Source organism: Streptomyces fumanus (assembly GCF_014655295.1).
GTDB classification, from domain to species: domain Bacteria; phylum Actinomycetota; class Actinomycetes; order Streptomycetales; family Streptomycetaceae; genus Streptomyces; species Streptomyces fumanus.
Map to the genome: position 1 here is coordinate 536628 of NZ_BNBI01000002.1, position 18423 is coordinate 555050.

Annotated in this window: 14 protein-coding genes and 1 tRNA gene; 7 read left to right on the top strand and 8 right to left on the bottom strand. The window is 74.5% G+C overall.

The genetic code is table 11. The features are described from left to right. Window positions 1–176: 176 nt before the first annotated feature. The 3 genes from IE316_RS06615 to IE316_RS06625 all read right to left on the bottom strand — a co-directional run bounded on the left by IE316_RS06615 (window position 177) and on the right by IE316_RS06625 (window position 2893). A complete protein-coding gene (locus IE316_RS06615; RefSeq protein WP_190203171.1) occupies window positions 177–1139 on the bottom strand; it encodes a DUF5926 family protein in 963 nt (320 codons plus the stop codon). A gap of 218 nt (window positions 1140–1357) precedes the next feature. Further along, a complete protein-coding gene (locus IE316_RS06620; RefSeq protein WP_190203172.1) occupies window positions 1358–1996 on the bottom strand; it encodes an ATP-binding protein in 639 nt (212 codons plus the stop codon). A gap of 51 nt (window positions 1997–2047) precedes the next feature. Further along, entirely contained in the window at window positions 2048–2893 is an 846-nt protein-coding gene (locus tag IE316_RS06625; RefSeq protein WP_190203173.1) for a glycerophosphodiester phosphodiesterase, read from the bottom strand. Window positions 2894–3147: 254 nt separating this feature from the next. Here IE316_RS06625 and IE316_RS06630 point away from each other — a divergent pair, with 254 nt between their 5' ends. Both IE316_RS06630 and IE316_RS06635 read left to right on the top strand, forming a co-directional pair. Continuing rightward, complete coding sequence (locus IE316_RS06630) at window positions 3148–4641, top strand: S1C family serine protease (protein ID WP_190203174.1); 1494 nt, start codon at window positions 3148–3150, stop codon at window positions 4639–4641. Between the two features lie 61 nt (window positions 4642–4702). Next, window positions 4703–4789 (top strand) — tRNA-Ser (locus IE316_RS06635). 52 nt (window positions 4790–4841) lie between these two features. Here the strand turns inward: IE316_RS06635 and IE316_RS06640 are convergent. Then, window positions 4842–5387 (bottom strand): GNAT family N-acetyltransferase, encoded by a 546-nt coding sequence (locus IE316_RS06640; protein WP_190203175.1) that lies wholly within the window; start codon window positions 5385–5387, stop codon window positions 4842–4844. Window positions 5388–5629: 242 nt separating this feature from the next. On the opposite strand from IE316_RS06640, the gene IE316_RS06645 reads away from it, so the two are divergent. Then, on the top strand, window positions 5630–6274 hold the full coding sequence (locus IE316_RS06645) for a LysE family translocator (protein ID WP_190203176.1): 645 nt from the start codon (window positions 5630–5632) through the stop codon (window positions 6272–6274). 61 nt (window positions 6275–6335) lie between these two features. Here IE316_RS06645 and IE316_RS06650 read toward each other — a convergent pair whose 3' ends face one another. Continuing rightward, window positions 6336–7202 (bottom strand): bifunctional DNA primase/polymerase, encoded by an 867-nt coding sequence (locus tag IE316_RS06650; RefSeq protein ID WP_190203177.1) that lies wholly within the window; start codon window positions 7200–7202, stop codon window positions 6336–6338. A gap of 358 nt (window positions 7203–7560) precedes the next feature. On the opposite strand from IE316_RS06650, the gene IE316_RS06655 reads away from it, so the two are divergent. The 3 genes from IE316_RS06655 to IE316_RS06665 all read left to right on the top strand — a co-directional run bounded on the left by IE316_RS06655 (window position 7561) and on the right by IE316_RS06665 (window position 10844). Next, a complete protein-coding gene (locus IE316_RS06655; RefSeq protein ID WP_190203178.1) occupies window positions 7561–7884 on the top strand; it encodes a hypothetical protein in 324 nt (107 codons plus the stop codon). A 605-nt stretch (window positions 7885–8489) separates the two neighbouring features. Next, window positions 8490–9047 carry a SigE family RNA polymerase sigma factor gene (locus tag IE316_RS06660; protein ID WP_190203179.1) on the top strand — a complete coding sequence of 186 codons (558 nt, stop codon included), beginning with the start codon at window positions 8490–8492 and terminating at the stop codon, window positions 9045–9047. A 120-nt stretch (window positions 9048–9167) separates the two neighbouring features. Further along, window positions 9168–10844 (top strand): long-chain fatty acid--CoA ligase, encoded by a 1677-nt coding sequence (locus IE316_RS06665; protein WP_190203180.1) that lies wholly within the window; start codon window positions 9168–9170, stop codon window positions 10842–10844. 78 nt (window positions 10845–10922) lie between these two features. Here IE316_RS06665 and IE316_RS06670 read toward each other — a convergent pair whose 3' ends face one another. Beyond that, complete coding sequence (locus IE316_RS06670; protein WP_190203181.1) at window positions 10923–12194, bottom strand: MFS transporter; 1272 nt, start codon at window positions 12192–12194, stop codon at window positions 10923–10925. Window positions 12195–12320: 126 nt separating this feature from the next. On the opposite strand from IE316_RS06670, the gene IE316_RS06675 reads away from it, so the two are divergent. Further along, window positions 12321–12899 (top strand): TetR/AcrR family transcriptional regulator, encoded by a 579-nt coding sequence (locus IE316_RS06675; protein WP_190203182.1) that lies wholly within the window; start codon window positions 12321–12323, stop codon window positions 12897–12899. Between the two features lie 71 nt (window positions 12900–12970). On the opposite strand, the gene IE316_RS06680 is transcribed toward IE316_RS06675, so the two are convergent. Both IE316_RS06680 and IE316_RS06685 read right to left on the bottom strand, forming a co-directional pair. Beyond that, a complete protein-coding gene (locus IE316_RS06680) occupies window positions 12971–17524 on the bottom strand; it encodes a hybrid sensor histidine kinase/response regulator (protein ID WP_190203183.1) in 4554 nt (1517 codons plus the stop codon). A gap of 312 nt (window positions 17525–17836) precedes the next feature. Continuing rightward, window positions 17837–18334, bottom strand: coding sequence for an SSI family serine proteinase inhibitor (locus IE316_RS06685; RefSeq protein WP_190203184.1), 498 nt, complete (start codon window positions 18332–18334; stop codon window positions 17837–17839). Window positions 18335–18423 lie beyond the last annotated feature (89 nt).

Sequence of the window (18423 nt, forward strand, 5' to 3'; positions counted from 1 at the left end):
GCAACCGGGCTACTCGAACGGTAACAAGAGATCGGCGGTTAGCAAATTCGATCTCTGCTTTTCCGGTCACCGACTGGCTTGTCCCAAGGGGGAGTTGTGACTGGAGTCACCCGCCCGGCGCGCCGCCCCCCGACCGGCCCGCCGGCGGCGGCGCGGCGCACCCGCGCGGGCGGCCGTCAACTGAGCGTGACCTGCCGGTTGGTGAGACCGCCGCGGGCCCGCCGCTCCTCCGCGGTGAGCGGCGCCTCGGCGGCCAGGGCCTCGGCGAGCCGCTCGGCGAACTCGGCGGCGGGCTTCTCCACGTCCTGCGCCGTGACCCCGCTCGGCAGGTCCCAGACCGGCACGGTCAGCCCGTGGGCGCGGAAGGAGCCGACCAGCCGGGTGCCCTCGCCGAGGGAGGACCGCCCCGCCGCGTGCAGCCTGGCCAGGGCGTCCAGCAGGCGCTCCTCCTCGTGCGGCATGACCCAGCGCAGGTGGTTCTTCTCCGGGGTCTCGCACCAGTACGCGGCGTCGACCCCCGCCAGCTTGACGGTCGGGATGGCCGCGGCGTTGGCCCGCTCCAGGGAGGCGGACACCTCCGGAGTGGCGTTCTGCGCGTCCGGGACCCAGAACTCGAATCCGTCATGCACCACTGGCTCGAAAGCGCCCTCGGGGGCGAGTACGTCCTGCAGCCGGGGTCCGTCGGCCGGCGCCCGGCGGGCCTGCACCGGGGTGCCCGGCTCGGCGGTCAGCGCGCGCCGCAGGGTGTCGGCGAGGTCGCGGCTGATGTCCCCGGAGGCCGTGTCGTTCTGCAGGCCCAGGAGGACCGAGCCGTCGTCGCGGCGCAGGGCCGGCCAGGCCATCGGCAGGACGGTCGCCAGGGTGACGGACGGGACGCCCTCGGGGAGGCCGTCCTTCAGCGTCAGCTCGACGGTGGCCGCCGGGACCAGCTCGCGCAGGGCGACCCAGTCGCACTCGCCGGGCAGCCCCTCGAACGGGCGCTGCACCAGCTCGGTCACGGCCTGTGCGGCGGCCCGGCCGTGGCATGCCTTGTAACGGCGGCCACTGCCGCAGGGGCAGGGCTCGCGGGCGCCGACCACCGGGATCTCTCCGTCGAGCTGAGGGCGCTTGGCCTTCGTCTGAGGTCGCTTCTTGGCCATCGTGGGGTCTCCCGGTTACGGCTTCTCGTACGGGCGCGAGCCTAGCCGTTCGCGGGATGAGCGAGGTGGGGCTGTGGACAACGCCGGGCGGGGCCCCGAGACCCTGGCTGTGGAGAAGCCCCGAGCCGGGAACCGGCCCCGGGGGTCCCCCGATCAGCCCAGGTCGTCGAACGCGTCAACCAGGTCGCCGAACGCGTCAACCCAGGTCGTCGAATGGGTCACCCCAGGTCGTCGAACGCGTCCGCGAAGTCCAGCCCCGGTATGTCGGACACCGCCGGGGCCGCGACCCGCGTGGCGAAGTCGGACCGCCGGTGCCCGGCGTCCGGGTCGTACACGTCCTCGTGGACGACGGCCCAGACGGTGACCTCGCCGCAGGCGTCGTCCCGTACGCCCCAGTCGTCGGCGAGCGCGGTGATGATGTTGAGCCCCCGTCCGCCGTGCGCCGTGACCGACGGGGTCGCCGGGGCGGGGCGGGTCGGACCGCCGCCGTCCGTGACCTCGACGACCAGCCGGCCGCTCGGGTCCACCCGCCAGGCCGCACGGACGTCGCCGTCACCGGCCAGGGCGTCGCCCAGTGGTCGGCCGTGCTTGCACGCATTGCTCAAAAGTTCGGAAAGGATCAGTACGGCATCGTCGATGACCGATTCCGCCACCCCACCGCTGCGCAACTGATCACGCATCCGGTGTCTTGCTTCCCCCACGCCCGCAGGGCCATGGGGTACGGCCATGCTCGACGACGTGGGCACCTCCTGTGCCACCACAAACGCCACCCCCGAGACCTCCTTCGCCCCACGCCACGGTGTGGATGCCCCATTGGCCTGAAGCGGAAACCGGCCGATCCCCGCCCGGTGACGCACTCGAAACGGGCGGATACGCTCCGAACGCGCCGGTGCACACCCCGTAAGGGGTCAGAGATCGTCGCGGCCGGTGCGGCCCAGGTGGTCGAGGACCGCGCGGGGACGGTTGGTGATGACGGCGTCGACGCCGAGCGACGCGCACAGGTCCACGTCCCGGGTCTCGTTCACGGTCCACACGTGCACCTGGTGGCCGGCCCGCTTCAGGCGCTCGACGTATCCGGGGTGGCTCCGCACGATCCGCAGCGAGGGGCCGGCGATGCCGACACCGAGAGGCAGCTTCCCGTCGCGCAGCCGGGGCGAGACGAACTGCATCAGGTAGACCGTCGGCAGCGTCGGCGAGGCCGCCCGCACCCGGTGCAGCGACCGCGCGGAGAAGCTCATCACGCGGACCGGGGACTCCTCCGCGCGGGGCGGCGCGTCCAGCCCGAACCGCTTGAGCAGCACCAGCAGCCGCTCCTCCACCTGACCCGCCCACCGCGTGGGGTGCTTGGTCTCGATGGCCAGCTCGACCCGGCGCCCGGCATCGGCCACGAGCTCCAGCAACCGCTCCAGGGTGAGTACGGAGGTCGCCTCCCGGTCCTCCGGCCGGTGCACCCAGTCCGGCTCCTCGTCGCGCACCCCGGCCCCCGCGCGGGTCTTCCAGGAACCGAAGTCCAGCGCGGCCAGGTCGGCCAGCTCCAGGGCGGAGACCGCGCCGCGGCCGTTGGACGTACGGTTGACGCGGCGGTCGTGGACACACACCAGGTGGCCGTCGGCGGTCAGGCGCACATCGCACTCCAGGGCGTCCGCCCCGTCCTCGATCGCCTTGCGGTACGCGGCCAGGGTGTGCTCCGGAGCCTCCTCCGAGGCCCCGCGGTGGGCGACGACCTGGAGCCGGTGCTGTCGTGCGTGGGTCACCGCGTCATGGTGCCACCGCGCGAGGGTAGACGGGGCACCAGGACGAGGACTTCCCGCCCGGTAGGCCCTAAATTACCGATGTAAGTAAAGGCCGGGGACGCACAGCAACGCCTTATGGTGCTCTGACGGCCCGTGGGAAAAGCTGACGGCATACAAACCGACATGTGGAGCGGGACCCCGGGTCGGCGCGCACCAGCGTGGCCGAGCGCGACCGAGTGCGACCGAACGACAGCCGTGGATCGAGGAGAGAAGCTGTGAGCACCGAGAACGAGGGCACCGCGGTACCCCCGGCCCCGTCCGCACCTCCCGTGCCGGTGGATTCTCCCGCAGCCAGCGCCCAGCCGCAGGGCGGCCCGGCCGACGCCTCCCAGGGCCGGCCGCCGTACGCGCCGCCCACGCCGCCCGCGTCGGCGGCGCCGGGCCAGCAGGGCGTCCAGGGCTCGGCCCCCGACGCCTCCTGGCCGCCGCCCCCGCCGCCGTCCACCCCGTCGTACGGCGGTCACGGCGACGGCCCGGCCGGCCCCGGCGGACCGGGCGGTCCGGGTGGTCCGGGCGACCCGGGCAGTCCCGGAGGCTGGGGCGCCCCGTACCAGCAGCCCGCGCCCGCGCCCCAGCAGCCCGCGCCGAAGTCCGGCCGCGGGCGCGGCGGCCTGTTCGCCGGTGTCCTGGTGGCCGCCCTGGTGGCGGGCGGCCTGGGCGGCGGCCTCGGCTACACGCTGGCCGAGAACAACGACGACAGCGGTTCCACCACGGTCGCCGCCTCCGACACGGGCGGCTCGCTCAAGCGCGACCCGGGCACGGTCGCGGGCGTGGCCGCCAGGTCGCTGCCCAGCACGGTCACCATCGAGGCCGAGAGCACCAGCGGCGAGGGCGGCACCGGCACCGGCTTCGTCTTCGACAAGCAGGGCCACATCCTCACCAACAACCACGTGGTCGCCGAGGCGGTCGACGGCGGCAAGCTCACCGCCACCTTCCCCGACGGCAAGAAGTACAACGCCACGGTGGTCGGCCACGCCCAGGGCTACGACGTCGCCGTCATCAAGCTCCAGAACGCGCCGACGACCCTCAAGCCGCTCGCCCTCGGCGACAGCGACAAGGTGGCCGTCGGAGACTCCACCATCGCCATCGGCGCCCCCTTCGGCCTGTCCAACACGGTGACCACGGGCATCATCAGCGCCAAGGACCGCCCGGTCGCCTCCAGCGACGGCAGCGCCGACAGCAAGGCGTCCTACATGAGCGCCCTGCAGACCGACGCCTCCATCAACCCGGGCAACTCCGGCGGCCCGCTGCTGGACGCCCAGGGGAACGTCATCGGGATCAACTCCGCGATCCAGTCCGCGAGCAACGGCCTCGGCGGCACCGGCCAGGCCGGCTCCATCGGCCTCGGCTTCGCCATCCCGATCAACCAGGCCAAGTACGTCGCCCAGCAACTGATCAAGACCGGCAAGCCGGTGTACGCGAAGATCGGCGCCTCCGTCTCCCTGGAGGAGACCACCGACGGCGCCAAGATCACCGACCAGGGCGTCGGCGGCGCCGAGCCGGTCGAGCCGGGCGGCCCCGCCGCCGACGCCGGCCTCAAGCCCGGTGACGTCATCACCAAGCTCGACGACCACGTCATCGACAGCGGCCCGACCCTGATCGGCGAGATCTGGACCCACCAGCCCGGCGACAAGGTCACGGTCACCTACGAGCGCGGCGGCAAGGAACACACCGTCGAACTCACCCTCGGCTCCAAGACGGGCGACTGACCCCCACGCCCGTGCCGACCCGTTACCCTGGTCCCCGCGCCACCGATCACGACCGGCGCGGGGTGGGTTGCCCGAGCGGCCTAAGGGAACGGTCTTGAAAACCGTCGTGGCGGCGACGTCACCGTGGGTTCAAATCCCACACCCACCGCGGAGTTATGGCCCCTGACCAGGCGAGATGGTCGGGGGCCGTTGCCGTGTCGTCAGGGGCGGGACAGGGACCAGGTCTGGAGGGCGTAGGGGCGGCCCTTTTCCTCGCCGGTGATCAAGGGGGTGTCGAGGAGGGTGAAGCCCGCCTTGGTGGCTACGGCGACGCTGGCGGTGTTCTCGGCCTCCAGTTCCAGGATCACGCGGGCCGCGTCGAGTTGGTCGAAGGCGTACGCGGTCATCAGGCGGACCGCCCGGACGGCCAGCCCCTGGCCGCGGTGGGCCGGGCCGACCGCGTAGCCGATCTCCATGGCGTCGGGGGTCCGGCGCAGCATGACCTCGCCGAGGGGTGCGTCGCCGTCGGTGGTGATGGCGAGCAGCATGGCCGTGCCGTCCGCCCGCAGTTGCCGGTCCCGGTCCAGCCGTGCGCGGGCGGCCGCGTCGTCGAAGGGGGAGACGATCGGGGTCCAGTACGCGATGTCGGGGTGGTCGAACAGCGCCGGCATCGCGGGCAGGTCGTCCTCCGTCCAGTCGCGGAGGATCAGGCCCTCCCCGGAGAGCCGTATCCGCTCGGGGAAGGGCGATGACACGGGGCTGTTCACGTGGGGGACCTCTCTGGCCGGTTCGGGACGGGACGGGATGGGACGGGGCAGGATAACCGGGGGCGGGTGGCGAACGACCAGGGTTTTTCCGGCGTCCGTGACGGGAGCGGGGGGTCGCCCGTTTCTCGTCGTCTCGGCTCTTGGGGGCGTCGAGGGCCAGGGGGCTGCGGGGTCGTATGGTGCGGGGGCAGGGAAGGTGCTGGTGGCGCGGCGGTCGGTCGTCGTGGGCGGGAGGGGGAACGGTGATCAGTCTGGCCGCTGTCGGGGGAGTGGCGCTGGTGGAGTTGGGGATGGCGCTGACTCCCGGGCCGAACATGATCCATCTCGCCTCCCGTGCGATCGCCCAGGGGAGGAGGGCGGGGTTGGTCGGGCTCGGCGGGACGGCCGTGGGGTTCGTGTGTTACCTGGTGGCCGCGGCCGCGGGGCTGTCCGCGTTGTTCGTCGCCGTGCCGGTGGCCTTCCTGGTGGTCAAGCTGGCCGGGGCCGTGTACCTGGGCTTTCTCGCCTGGGGCATGCTCAAGCCCGGGGGCCGGTCGCCGTTCGCGCCGGCCTCGGACGTGCCTCCGGTCTCCGATGCCCGGCTGTTCTCGATGGGGTTGCTGACCAATCTGCTCAACCCCAAGATCGCTCTGCTGTACGCCGCCCTGCTGCCCCAGTTCCTGGACCCGCAGGCGGGTCCGGCGTGGGCGCAACTGCTTCAGCTCGGCGGGGTGCAGATCGTCGTGGGGATCGCCGTGAACGCCCTGGTGGTGCTGGGCGCGGCGCGGGTGTCGGCGTTCCTTGCCGCCCGGCCGCGGGCGCTGGCGGTCCAGCGGTTCACGGCGGGGGGTCTGCTGGGGGTCTTCGCGGTGCGGACCGCCCTGTCGCGTACTCCCGGCGCCGCCTGAACCTCGCCGGGAGCGCCGGGAGCGCCGGGAGCCCCAGGGGCCTTCCGCCGGGTCCCGTCCGTCACGGCCGGTGCCCCGTCATGCGGGCCGCCGAGGCGATGGTCGCGCGGGCCTCCTGTTCGGTGAGGCCGGTGTGGACGGCCGCGTCGATCAGGGCGTTCTTGAGGGCGGGCCCGATGCCGTCCTCGTAGGCGCGGCAGGCGGCCCAGAAGAGACGGGTGTTGCGCTGGCCCTCGTGGGCGGCGAGGACGAACTGGACGAGACCGCGGCCGTGTCCCCCGGTGGCCGCCGGTGCCCGGCCCGGTCGCCGCGGCGGGGGCAGGAGCAGGCGCAGCAGGGCGGGTGGGCAGGTGGCGGGCGGCAGATGGGCGGTGCCCGGCGCCGTGGTGTAGGCACCGTGCCGGGTGACGGAGCCGGGGCCGACCAGGTAGCCGCCGGCGCCGCGGACGTCGATGCCGGGCGCGAGGCGGCCCGCGGAGTTGGGGACGGCCACGCCGGGCGGGCCGGTGAGCCAGAGGTGCCGTCCGCCGCTGGGGGTCAGCACGACCACCGTGGGCGGGATGGTGAACAGGTGCCGCAGGGCCAGTTCCCGCAGGGCGGTCGAGGAGGCGCCGTCCGGCTTGGTGTCCAGGTCGATGCCGATGAGGTGGTGCGGCGGCAGTCCGCAGGCGATGCCGTAGCCCGTGGCCCAGGGCGCCGCCGCGAACAGTTCCCGGACGCGGGCGGGGTCGGTGGCCGCGTCGTACACCCCGTGGCCCAGGCGGCCGCACTCGCCGTGGCAGGGCCGGGGGTCGGGGTCGTCGCGGTGCGGGGAGCGCAGGGCCGGCAGCTTGGTGGGGGACAGGGGGATGACGGCCAGGCCGCGTTCGGCGGCTGACAGGGCGTGTGCGAGGGCCGGCGTCCTGGCCTGCCGGTCGGTGGTGGCCATGGGTCCATGGTCGTACGCATGTTCGAGGAAGGGAAGGGGGCAGTGTCCGGCACGCGGAGGTGGCCGGGGTCGGGGCGGTGGTGGCGTAACGGTTCACCTCTTGTGGGGCTTGGGGTGTGGTGGTCCCGCATGTCCCGAGTGGGAGGACAGGGAGGTAAAAGGGTTTATCTACTTGTCCTCACGCTTGAGAGGGAATCGGAGTGTCCGAGGTGGTTCGCCGGGGGCGGGTGGGCAACTCTGATCACGCGACGTCGTGCACCACACCGAGGCGGGTGGCCAACTGCCTTGGGAAATGGCCTGGTTCAGGTATTCACGCGCGGCCGGTGGTGAGCCGGAGCGCAGCTTTCAGGAGGACAACATGGCAAGCATCCGTACCGCCCGCGTCATCGCCGCCGTCTCCGCCCTGCCCCTCGCCGCCGCCCTCTTCGCAGGCATGGCCGCCGCGGACAGCGGCGCCCTCGCGGACAACGGATCGGCCGCGATCGCCTCGGAAGCCTTCGCCGGGATCGTCGGCAGCGGCGTCGGCGGGGACAACTTCGGCAACTCGGCGACCACCCAGCAGCAGGCGGTCGGCGCGGGCGCCTCGAACCAGAGCAACACCGCGCAGGTCAACGGGTCGGCGTTCACGGCCGTCAGCCAGGGCAACGAGAACGTGGCCGTCGGCTTCAGCCCGCTGTGGTGACGGGCTGAGGGGCCGGTGAGGTGTGGGGACACCGGCGCCGGCCCCCAGGATCACCGGAGGGGGTGTTGCTCCGCGTCCGCGCGGTGGTGCTACGGCGCCGCCGCGCGGGCGTCTTTCCACGCGCCCCGCGCCCGCGCCCGCGCCCCGCGCCCGCGCCCGCGCACCGCGCCCGTGTCCCGCGCACCGCGCCCGTGTCCCGCGCCCGCGCCCGTGTCCCGCGCCCGTGTCCCGCGCCCGCGCCCGTGTCCCGCGCCCGTGTCCCGCGCCCGCGCCCGTGTCCCGCGCCCGTGTCCCGCGCCCGCGCCCGTGTCCCGCGCCCGTGCCCCGCGCCCGCGCCCGTGCCCCGCGCCCGCGCCCGTCCCCCCGGCCCGCGCCCGTGCCCCCTGGCTCGTACGCCGCTCCCGTCCCGCTTCTGTCCCCGCTCTTGTCCCCGCTCCCGTCCTCCTCCCCGGCGGAGGTACCCCCAGGGGTGAACCCGCACCCCGTCTCCTCCCCTCGTCCACCTTCAGGAGGTGCAGCGGGTGCCGGCCCTACAACCTGAGGGGGACGTGGCTTCGGGACCTGCGGCCGATCCGGGGACGCCCCCTCGCTCCTAGCGTTGAGCCATGACCACACCCGTCTGCACCAGCGCTTCGAACGCCGCTACCGCAGCGACGCGGACCCTGCCGTACCCGTCGTTCGCGTCGTACGTCAAGGCCCGTCAGCCGGTGCTGCTGCGTACCGCCCGGTCGCTGACCGCCAACCCGAGCGACGCCGAAGACCTGTTGCAGACCGCGCTCGCCAAGACGTACGTCGCCTGGGAGCGGATCGAGGACCACCGGGCGCTGGACGGCTATGTGCGCCGGGCCCTGCTGAACACGCGGACCTCGCAGTGGCGCAAGCGCAAGGTCGACGAGTTCGCGTGCGAGGAGCTGCCCGAGCCGGAGCCCGCGCCCGCCGGGGACGACCCGGCGGAGCAGCAGGCGCTGCACGACGCGATGTGGCGGGCGATCATGCGGTTGCCCGCGCGGCAGCGGGCGATGGTCGTCCTGCGGTACTACGAGGATCTCAGCGAGGTCCAGACGGCCGAGGTGCTCGGCGTCTCCGTCGGCACGGTGAAGTCGGCGGTGTCCCGGGCCTTGGGCAAGCTGCGTGATGATCCGGAGTTGGGGATCGTTCGGTAAGGGGGACCGAAAAGGAAGGGCGGCCTCCCGGCCCCGTCCGGGTGATCGATCACGCTCCCCTAGTGACATACCACGCGGTATGTGCGCAGAATCAGCGCAACCCTTGCCACCGCGTAGGCAATGTCGCCCCGGGAGGACACCGTGCTGAGCACGATGCAGGACGTACCGCTGCTGATATCGAGGATCCTGACCCACGGGTCGACGGTCCACGGCACCTCCCGGGTGACCACCTGGACGGGTGAGGGCGAACCGCACCGCCGTACCTTCGCCGAGATCGGCGCCCGCGCGGCCCAGTTGGCGCACGCCCTGCGCGCGGACCTCGGGGTCGGCGACGACGAGCGAATCGGAACCCTCGCCTGGAACAATGCCGAGCACGTGGAGGCGTACTTCGCCATCCCGTCCATGGGCGCGATCCTGCACACCCTCAATCTGCGGCTTCCGCCCGAGCAGCTCGCCTGGATCGTGAACCACGCGGCCGACCGCGTCGTGATCGCCAACGGCTCCCTGCTGCCGCTGCTCGCCCCGCTGCTGCCGCACCTGAAGACGGTCGAGCACGTCGTCGTCACCGGGCCGGGCGACCGCTCCCTCCTCGACGGCGCCACCGCCCAGGTGCACGAGTACGAGGATCTGATCGCCGGGAAGCCGACCACGTACGACTGGCCCGAACTGGACGAGCGCTCCGCCGCCGCCATGTGCTACACCTCCGGCACGACCGGCGAACCCAAGGGCGTGGTCTACAGCCACCGTTCCATCTACCTGCACTCCATGCAGGTCAACATGGCGCAGTCGATGGGCCTGACCGACCAGGACACCTCCCTGGTGGTCGTCCCCCAGTTCCATGTGAACGCCTGGGGCCTGCCCCACGCCACCTTCATGACCGGCGTCAACATGCTGATGCCGGACCGCTTCCTCCAGCCCGCCCCGCTCGCCGAGATGATCGAGTCCGAGCGGCCGACCCACGCCGCCGCCGTCCCCACCATCTGGCAGGGGCTGCTCGCCGAGCTGACCGCCCGGCCCCGCGACGTCGCCTCCCTCACCCAGGTGACCATCGGCGGCTCGGCCTGTCCGCCCTCGCTGATGGAGGCGTTCGACCGGCTCGGCATGCGGGTCTGCCACGCCTGGGGGATGACGGAGACGTCGCCGCTGGGCACGGTGGCCCGGCCGCCGGCGCAGGCGGTCGGCACGGAGGCGGAGTTCGCGTACCGCCTCACCCAGGGCCGGTTCCCGGCGGGCGTCGAGGCCCGCCTGACCGGCCCGGACGGCGAGCGTCTGCCCTGGGACGGGGAGTCGGCCGGTGAGCTGGAGGTCCGCGGCCCGTGGATCGCCGGCGCGTACTACAACGGCCCCGCGGCCGACCCGATCCGTCCCGCCGACAAGTTCAGCGAGGACAACTGGCTCAAGACGGGCGACGTGGGCACGATCTCCCCCGACGGCTACCTCACGCTCACCGACCGCGCCAAGGACGTCATCAAGTCCGGCGGCGAGTGGATCTCGTCCGTCGAGCTGGAGAACGCGCTGATGGCCCACCCGGACGTCACCGAGGCCGCCGTCGTCGCCGTCCCCGACGAGAAGTGGGGCGAACGCCCGCTGGCCACGGTGGTCCTGCGCGAGGGCGCGACCGCCGACTTCGCCGCGCTCCGGGCCTTCCTCGGCGGGGACGGCGGGATCGCCAAGTGGCAGCTCCCGGAGCGCTGGGCGGTCATCGAGGCGGTGCCGAAAACGAGCGTCGGCAAGTTCGACAAGAAGGTACTGCGGCGGCGGTACGCGGACGGGGAACTGGAGGTCACCCGCCTCTGACCACGGTCGGGCACTGTCCGGGCGCTGTCCGCGAGGACCGGTCGCCGTCGACGGCCCCCGCCGCGTACCCAGGGCCGGTCACCGCTTCCGCACCACCGTCACCGACCACCCCAGCACCAGCCACGCCCCCGCCACCGCGCAGACGCCGCCCCAGCCCCAGTGGCCGAAGGCGGGTCCCGCCAGGGCCGAGGCGAGCGCGCCGCCCGCGAAGCCGGCGACGACGTAGGCGGTGTTGGCGGTGGCCGGCGTGGAGGTGGTGGTCAGGGCGAGGGTCTGGTTGGCGACGTGCGAGGCGACCAGCGCGGCGTGCACCAGTACCGCCGCCGCGCACAGGGCCGCCATGACGTGCCCGCCCAGCCAGAACAGCGGCACGGAGACCGCGGCGAGCAGATACGCCGACCGTACGACCTTGGCGGCACCGAACCGGTCCACCAGCCCGCCGGCCACCGGCGCGACCGCGCTGGCGGTCAGCCCGAACAGGCCGAACAGCCCGGCCGCGGCGGTCGACAGGTCGTACCCGTCACCGGTCAGCAGCAGCGCCAGCGAGGTCCATACGGCGCTCCAGGCGCCGTACATCCCGGCCTGGCGCACGCACGCGCGCCACAGGTCGGGCGAGCGCCGCACCACGCGCGGCAGCGCGGCCAGCCCGGCGAACAGCGGTCCCTCGCGCCGCCGCCGCTCCGCGGGGAGGACGTACGCGGTGGCCAGGCCCAGCAGCGCGGTCAGCACCGCCGCGCCCAGGAACACCACCCGCCAGCCGTACGCCTGTCCGATCAGGCCGCCGACCACGCGGGCCGCGACGACGCCGGTGAACAGACCGCCGATGACGGCCGCGACATGGCTGGCCCGGCGGTCGGCGGGGGCGCGCTCGGCGACCAGCGGGACCAGGAGCTGCGGGACGACGGTCGCGGCGGAGGCGACCAGTACGGCACCCGCGAGCGCGGCCGTGCCGCCCGACAGCGCGCCGGCCACCAGGGCCGCCGCGGCGACCAGGGCGAGGACGGCGACCAGCCGGCGCCGGTTGACGCTGTCGCCGAGCGGGGCGAAGAAGAGCAGGCCGGCCGCGTAGCCCAACTGCGCGACCGAGGCGAGCCAGGCCACGGCCGACGGGGTGGAACCGAAGTCGTGGGCGATGAGGGAGAGCAGCGGGGCCGCGAGGTAGATGTTGGCGGCGGTGACCGCGGTGCAGACGGTGATCAGGGGGAGGAAGAGCCGCGCACGGAGGGAGCGGCCGGATCGATCGGAACGGCGGCCGGATCGATCGGAACGGCCGGAACGGTTCTTCTGGTGGGGGCCACGGCTCATCTCCCCGTCGGGCGTGGTCCCGGTGGTTGCGGCTGGTGACGACATGGGCGGGCGGACTCCTTCGCGCACACGGGCAACTAACTGGTTGGTTGGAAGAACGCGCCCGCCCCGCCCCTCATTCCCGCCACGCCAACCAAATAGTTGGTTGCCCGCCGGGACTACCCTGGGCCCATGGCAGCAAGGGACCCCGAGGCCACCAAAGCCCGGATCTTCGCGGCGGCCGTGGCGGAGTTCGCCGCGCACGGTGTCGCCGGCGCCCGCATCGACCGCATCGCGGCCGAGGCCAAGGCCAACAAGCAGCTCATCTACGCCTACTACGGCAACAAGACGGAGCTGTTCGCGACCGTCCTGGAGAAGAAGATGCTCGACCTGGCCATCTCGGTCCCGGTCGACCCGGACGACGTCGAGGGCTGGGTCGACCGCCTCATGGACTACCACGCCGCCCACCCCGAACTCCTGCGCCTGCTGTTCTGGGAGGGCATGGAGTACGGCGTCGCCGAGCTGCCGCACGAGGCCGAACGCCACGCGCACTACGCCCGCAAGGTCGCCGCCGTCCGCGACGGCCAGGACCGCGGCGTGATCACCGACGCCATCCCGGCCCCCGACCTGCTCTTCCTGCTGGTCGCGATGACCAACTGGGCGATGGTCGTCCCCCAGATGAAACGCATCCTGATCGGCGGCGACCCCCCGGACGCCGACCGCCTGCGCGCCTCGATCAAGGAGGCGGCCCGCAGACTGATCGCGCGGTAGCCGCGTATGCGCCTGTGTATGCGCCTGCGTATGTGTATGCGTACGCGTATGCCGGCACCGCTACCGGACCGCTAGTTCGTGCCGATCCGGGCGAGCAGCTCCACGATCCGGGACTGCACCTCGCTGCTGGTGGACCGCTCCGCCAGGAACAGCACGGTCTCGCCGGACGCCAGCCGCGGCAGGTCGGCCGCGTCGACGGCGGCGGTGTAGACGACCAGCGGGGTGCGGTTGAGCAGGCCGTTCGCCCGCAGCCAGTCCACGATCCCGGCCTGCCGCCGGTGCACCCGCAGCAGGTCCATCACGACCAGGTTGGGCCGGAACTGCCCCGCCAGCGCCACCGCTTCCGCGTCGCTCGTCGCCCGCGCCACCTGCATCCCGCGCCGCTCCAGCGTCGCGGTCAGCGCCAGCGCGATCTCCGCGTGCTCCTCGATCAGCAGCACCCGCGGCGGATGCTGCTCACTGTCCCGGGGCGCGAGCGCCTTCAGCAGGACGGCCGGGTCGGCGCCGTACGCCGCGTCCCGCGAAGCCTGCCCGAGCCCGGCCGTCACCAGCACCGGCACCTCGGCGGCGACCGCGGCCTGCCGCAGCGACTGGAGCGCCGTACGGGTGATCGGCCCGGTCAGCGGGTCGACGAACAGCGCCGCCGGGAACGCGGCGATCTGCGCGTCGACCTCCTCGCGCGAGTGCACGATCACCGGCCGGTAGCCGCGGTCGCTCAGCGCCTGCTGCGTACTGACGTCCGGCGCGGGCCAGACCAGCAGCCGGCGCGGGTTGTCCAGCGGCTCCGGGGGCAGCTCGTCGTCCATCGGCTGCGGACGCGGCGGGTCCGCCACCTCCACGGCCCCACCGGGACCGTCCAACGGCTCCGGCCCCTCCGCGGCGTCCTTGTCCGGCGCCCCTATGGCATACGAACGGCCGGCCCCCTCGGTTCCCGGCGCGCGGCGCGCGGGCGCGGGCGGCTGCTCGGCCGACGGATGCGGACGGGCCGCCCCGGCGGCCGGGTCGGGCGGAGTGCCCAGCTTGCGGCGGCGGCCCGAGCCGCCCGGCTGATGCGGGGCGGGCGTCGCCGACTGCTGCGCCTGGGCGGCCTGCCGATTGAACGGCACGCCCTGTCCCAGCGTCCGCACACTGATCGCCCGCCCCTGCGTGGAGTCCGGATCCACCGGCCCCGCCGCCTCCGCGGGCAGCGGCTGGGCGACGCGGGGGGCGTTCTCCGGCGGGAGGGGCGTACCCCGGCCGGGGGTGACCTGCGGCACGGGCGCGGGGGCCTGCGGGGGTACGGGTGCGCCACCGCCCGTGGCCTCACCGGCAGCGGGCCAGGGCTGGGGGGAGGGGCCGGGGGCGGCGGGGGCCGGCCTGGGGGGCGTCTGGGGCTGGGGGTGAGGCTGGGCCTGCGGTTGCGGCAGAGGCTGCCCGACGGGGGCACCCGGAGCGGGTACGCCGCTCTGGGCGGGTACGCCGGACTGGGCGGGTACGCCGGTCTGGGCGGGTACGCCGGACTGAGCGGGTCGGCCAGCCTGGCCAGGCACGCCCGCCTGAGCCGGTACGCCGGCCTGCGGCGAGCCACCGGCCTGCGGGGAGGCACCGGCCTGCGGCGAGCCACCGACCTGAGGCGACGCGTCACCGCCGGGCCCGGGCACGCCCCCCTGCGCGGCAGCCGCAGTCTGGGCACCCTGCCCCGCCACGGCCCCCTGCCCCACCACGGGACCGGGCGCCGGAACCGGACCAGCTCCCTGCGGCGGTACGACACCGCCGGGCGCCACCGGCTGCTGCCCGGTCGGCACCGGCGGCCGCACGGGTACGCCGGGCGCGACCGCCTGCACGGACGCCCCCGGAACCGGTGCGACCGGCGCGGCCGGCGCGACCGGCGGAACCTGCTGCACCGGCGCCCCCGCCTCGCCCGCCCGGCGACGGCGGCCGGTGGGCGCGCTGGTCGGATGCGCTTGCGGCGGGGTGTGGTCGTCGGCCTGGTCGTGCGGGACGGCGTCGTGCCGGCCGGCACCGTGCGTACCGTCGTCGATCAGCGCGTCCGTGGCGGCAGCGGGCGCGGGAACCCGCACCGGCCCCGCACCACTCGCCACGCCACCGGATCCGACCACGCCACCAGATCCGGCCACGCCACCGGACCCGACCGCACCCTCGGCGGCCCGGTCCGCGTCGGCCGGAGGCAGGGCGAACACCTGGCGCGGAGCCGCCTCCTGCGTGGCGGCCCGCTCGGCCGCCGAGGCGAGGGCACGGCGTCGGCGCCCGGTCGGCTGGGACGCGTCCTCGGCGGCGGCCGCACCGGCCTGCGCGGGCAGCGCCGGCGGCAGCGCGTGCTGTTCCCCGGGCGCGCGCCGCGCACGCCGCCCGGCGGACTCGGGCGTCCCCTGCGAAGGGACGGGCACGCCCTGCGGCGGTACCGTCCCGCCCAGTCCGTTGCCGGACGCGGCGGTCCCCGCCGCGTGCTCGGCGGCGGTGAGGACGGCGCCCTCGGAGACACCGGCGCCCGGTGCCTCGTACATCTGTGAAGCCGGTGCCTCGGGTACGCCGGTGATGGCGTCGCCGACCGCCCCGGTGACCGCCCCGCCGAGCACCTCGGGGGCCGCGCCCTCCGCGGGCCGCCCGCGCCGGCGCCCGGTCCCACCGGAGCCCTCGCCCGCCGTCGCCTCGGGGGCGGGCACCGCCTGCTCCGCGACGGGGGCCGTGTCCCCCGCGGCTCCCGCCCGGCGCCTGCGCCGCCCGGTCGGCACGGCCGCCGGGTCCGCCCCGGTACCGCCCGCCGGCCCGCCGTCGGCGTCGCCGTCCAGGAAGGCGTCGACGGAGGCCCGCCGGGCCCGCCGCCGCCCGCCCCCACCGGAGCCGTGCTCACCCGCGCCGATCTCCCCCGCACCGGGCACAGGCCCGCCCGGAACGGAACTACTCCCGTCCCCGGCCGGCAGGGCGGCCTGTCCGGCCGGGCCGGGCGGGGGAGCCACGGCCCCCGCCCCGCCCCCGATCGGGACTTCGAGGACGTACGCGCTGCCGCTCATCCCCGGCACGTCATGCGTCTGGAGCACGCCGCCGTGCGCCCGCACGATCCCGCGCACGATCGGTTCGTGCACCGGGTCGCCACCGGCGTACGGCCCGCGCACCTCGATCCGTACCACCTCGCCGCGCTGGGCGGCGGCGACCACGACGGTGTTGTCGAGGTAACCGCCCGCCGAGACGGGCGTGTTGCCGGTCGCGTCGACACCGGCCACGTCGGCGACGAGATGCGCGAGGGCGGTGGCGAGCAGCCGGGCGTCGACCTCGGCCTCGATGGGCGGGGCGTGCACGGCGAACTGCACCCGGCCCGGCCCGATCAGCTCCACGGCCCCGTCGACACCGGCGGCGACGACGGCGTCGAGCATCACCTTGGTCCGGGTGACACCCCCGCCCTCGGCGTCGAGCCGCTGGTAGCCGAGAACGTTGTCGATCAGGGTGGTGATCCGGGAGTAACCGGCCGAGAGGTGGTGCAGCACCTGGTTGGCCTCGGGCCACAACTGCCCGGCGTCGTCGGCGGCCAGCGCGGCCAGCTCGCGGCGCAGCTCCTCCAGCGGTCCGCGCAGCGAGGTGCCGAGGAGGGTCAGCAACTGCTCGTGCCGGGCGGCGAGCGCCTCGTACCGGTCCTTCTCGCGCTCGCCGAGCGCGGCGTACCGCTCCTCGCCCGCGGCCAGTTCCTCCGCGTGCTGTTCGCGCAGTTCGGCCAGTTCGTCGGCGTGCCGCTGGCGCAGCGCGGTCAGCTCGGCGGCGTGCTCCTCGGCGAGCCGCTCCACCTCCTCGGCGTGCCGCTCGGCCGCCTCCTCCTTCTCCTTGACGACGGCGTCGTACGACCGCCGGTCGGTGAAGGTCATCACGGCGCCGACGAGCTGGTCGCCGTCGCGGACCGGCGCGGTGGTCAGGTCGACCGGGACCTGCTCGCCGCTCTTGGCGTACAGCACCTGCCCGCGCACCCGGTGCTTGCGCCCGGAGCGCAGGGTGTCGGCGAGCGGCGACTCGCCGTACGGGAACGGGGAGCCGTCGGCGCGCGAGTGCAGGACGAGGGTGTGCAGCTCGCGTCCGCCGAGGTCGCTGGCGCGGTAGCCCAGTATCTGGGCGGCGGCCGGGTTGACCAGGACGATCCGGCCGTCGGTGTCGGTGCCGACGACGCCCTCGGACGCGGCCCGCAGGATCATCTCGGTCTGCCGCTGCGAGCGGGCCAGCTCGGCCTCGGTGTCGACGGTGCCGGAGAGGTCGCGGACGACGAGCATCAGCAGTTCGTCGCCGGTGTAGCCGTAGGTGTCGTAGCTCTGCTGCCCGGTCTGGAGGTTGGCGCTGGTGACCTCGACGGGGAACTCGCTGCCGTCGGTGCGCCGGGCGACCATCCGCGTCGGCTTGGTCCGCGCCCGGGGGTCGATGTGCTCGGGGCGGCGCATGGAGCCGGGGATCAGCTTGGAGTCGAACTCCGGCAGCAGATCGAGGAGCCCGCGCCCGACCAGGGCGGTGCCGGGCGCCTCGAAGGCTTCGAGCGCGATGGTGTTCGCGTTGACGACGGTCCCGTTGGCATTGACCAGCACCAATGCGTCGGGCAGCGCGTCCAGTATGGCTGCGAGGCGAGCAGCGCCTCGGGATGGCCTGCTGCTCACGAGACGCCTTCCTCCCTGTTACCGCACCTTGCCGACCGCGGCCATCTTGCCAACCTGCCCGCGACGTGTCACGCGAGGGAGTCTAAGGGCTGGGGTGGTGCCCGCGGCGCCGGACGGGAGGGAGGTCGCCCGACGAAGTGACCCGGAACAGGTGCCCGAGCGCCCTGACATCGGGCGACCGTCACAGGACCACCGCCGGACCCGCGAGAGACGCGCACGGCTTCCCCATGGCACCCGCATGACTCCTGCGGAGCACCCGGGGTCTCCTGCCGCGTCTCCCGCGTGGACCGGCTCACCGCCGCCGCACGCCCCTCAGGAGGCCCCGGGCGAGCGCAGCTCGGGCAGCAGCGGTACGAGCCGGTCCCAGCGCCCGATCTGGCAGCCGTCGCGCCGGTCGTACCTGGCGTCGACGGGCCGCCCGGCCCAGGTGCCGGTGACCCGCGCGGTGGCCGGACCGCCGTACTGCATGGTGCAGACGCTGCCTTCGGGCACGGGCGCGAAGACGTTCCGCCCCGCGCGCGTGCTCCGCTCCACGGCGGCACAGGCCCCCCGGGGATCGGGGTGGCTGCCCCCTCGCTGGGGACGGCAGTACACCTCGTACGTCCCGTCCACGCCCTTGCCGGCGTCGCGGACGGTGACGGTGAGCCGGTCGACGCGGTCCTCGTCCCGTACGGGCGGAGGAGCGGCGGTCCCGCCGACCGGGCCGGCGGCGGGGCCGGCGGCGGCCGTGGCCGGGGGCATGACGGAAAGGGAGGAGAGCGCGGCGGCACAGACGGCGGCGGCGCCGAGGAGGCGAGTGACCTGCAGCATGACCTGACTAACGCGCCGGCGCCCCGGACGTTGCGCACCCGGCGGAAGGGCTTTGCCCTGCGGGCCGCCTGCCTAGTACCGTGGGGGTC

Bases quoted from the DNA above. Each gene is read 5' to 3' on its own strand.
- IE316_RS06660 (WP_190203179.1), top strand. From the start codon at position 8,490: ATGACCACACCCGTCTGCACCAGCGCTTCGAACGCCGCTACCGCAGCG.
- IE316_RS06615 (WP_190203171.1), bottom strand. From the start codon at position 1,139: ATGGCCAAGAAGCGACCTCAGACGAAGGCCAAGCGCCCTCAGCTCGAC.
- IE316_RS06675 (WP_190203182.1), top strand. From the start codon at position 12,321: ATGGCAGCAAGGGACCCCGAGGCCACCAAAGCCCGGATCTTCGCGGCG.
- IE316_RS06650 (WP_190203177.1), bottom strand. From the start codon at position 7,202: ATGGCCACCACCGACCGGCAGGCCAGGACGCCGGCCCTCGCACACGCC.
- IE316_RS06685 (WP_190203184.1), bottom strand. From the start codon at position 18,334: ATGCTGCAGGTCACTCGCCTCCTCGGCGCCGCCGCCGTCTGTGCCGCC.
- IE316_RS06670 (WP_190203181.1), bottom strand. From the start codon at position 12,194: ATGTCGTCACCAGCCGCAACCACCGGGACCACGCCCGACGGGGAGATG.
- IE316_RS06655 (WP_190203178.1), top strand. From the start codon at position 7,561: ATGGCAAGCATCCGTACCGCCCGCGTCATCGCCGCCGTCTCCGCCCTG.
- IE316_RS06665 (WP_190203180.1), top strand. From the start codon at position 9,168: ATGTCGCCCCGGGAGGACACCGTGCTGAGCACGATGCAGGACGTACCG.